Source organism: Gilliamella sp. Pra-s60 (assembly GCF_009795755.1).
GTDB lineage: Bacteria > Pseudomonadota > Gammaproteobacteria > Enterobacterales > Orbaceae > Gilliamella.
In genome coordinates this window covers 1-666 of sequence record NZ_WTFA01000045.1, presented here as the reverse complement: position 1 = coordinate 666, position 666 = coordinate 1, and the positions used below count along the sequence as shown (strand labels likewise).

The window sequence follows — 666 nt, the reverse complement described above, 5'->3', positions numbered from 1 at the left end:
CAAAGTGGATATCAAACGCCAAAGCAGTTTTATTTTGTGAAAGATGATTGTCTATAAAATACCTGACCACTTTGTATTTAAACTCTGGAGAAAAACACCTTGGTTTTGTGACGGGTTTTAGTCCTTCAATTCCTTTTCTTCTATATAAATTTACCCAACATTCAACTGTATTAGCAGGCATTTGGAAGCGTCGGGCGGTTAAACCATAACCATCATTACTGTTGAAATAATGTTCAATAACTTGTTTTTTAAAATCGAATGTATATTTTTTTGCCATAATTTTGTTCCCAAAAGTAGATTTAAACAATCCAACTTTTGGGGGGCAGTTCATTCGCTTAAATTACCTTGGCTCGGACGTGGGCACTGTAGCTATTTTGTTCACTAAAGGTTAAAACGTCCGAAACCACCGTCCCCAATTTATTCTATTCACAAAAACAAAAAAGGCCTGATTTTCCGCTAAAAAATCGGTCAGGAAAGGTATTGATTTTATTAAAGTTTTTTTGTTTGATTATTTTTAATAAAAACAATTAGTTACATACCATGTTAAAAGTTTCTTAAAACTTAATAACGAAAAATTAAGATAAGTATAAATAAAACATTACAATTCTTAAAAAAAAAAGTGGTGATTTAATTTTTAACAAACTATATGCTTTAAATACTTTATAA

Annotated in this window: 1 protein-coding gene; it reads right to left on the bottom strand. The window is 30.0% G+C overall.

All coding sequences use genetic code 11. The annotated features are described in order from the left end of the window. A partial coding sequence (locus GQ596_RS10945; RefSeq protein WP_160401755.1) for a helix-turn-helix domain-containing protein occupies positions 1 to 277 on the bottom strand: 277 nt, incomplete at its 3' end. Positions 278 to 666 lie beyond the last annotated feature (389 nt).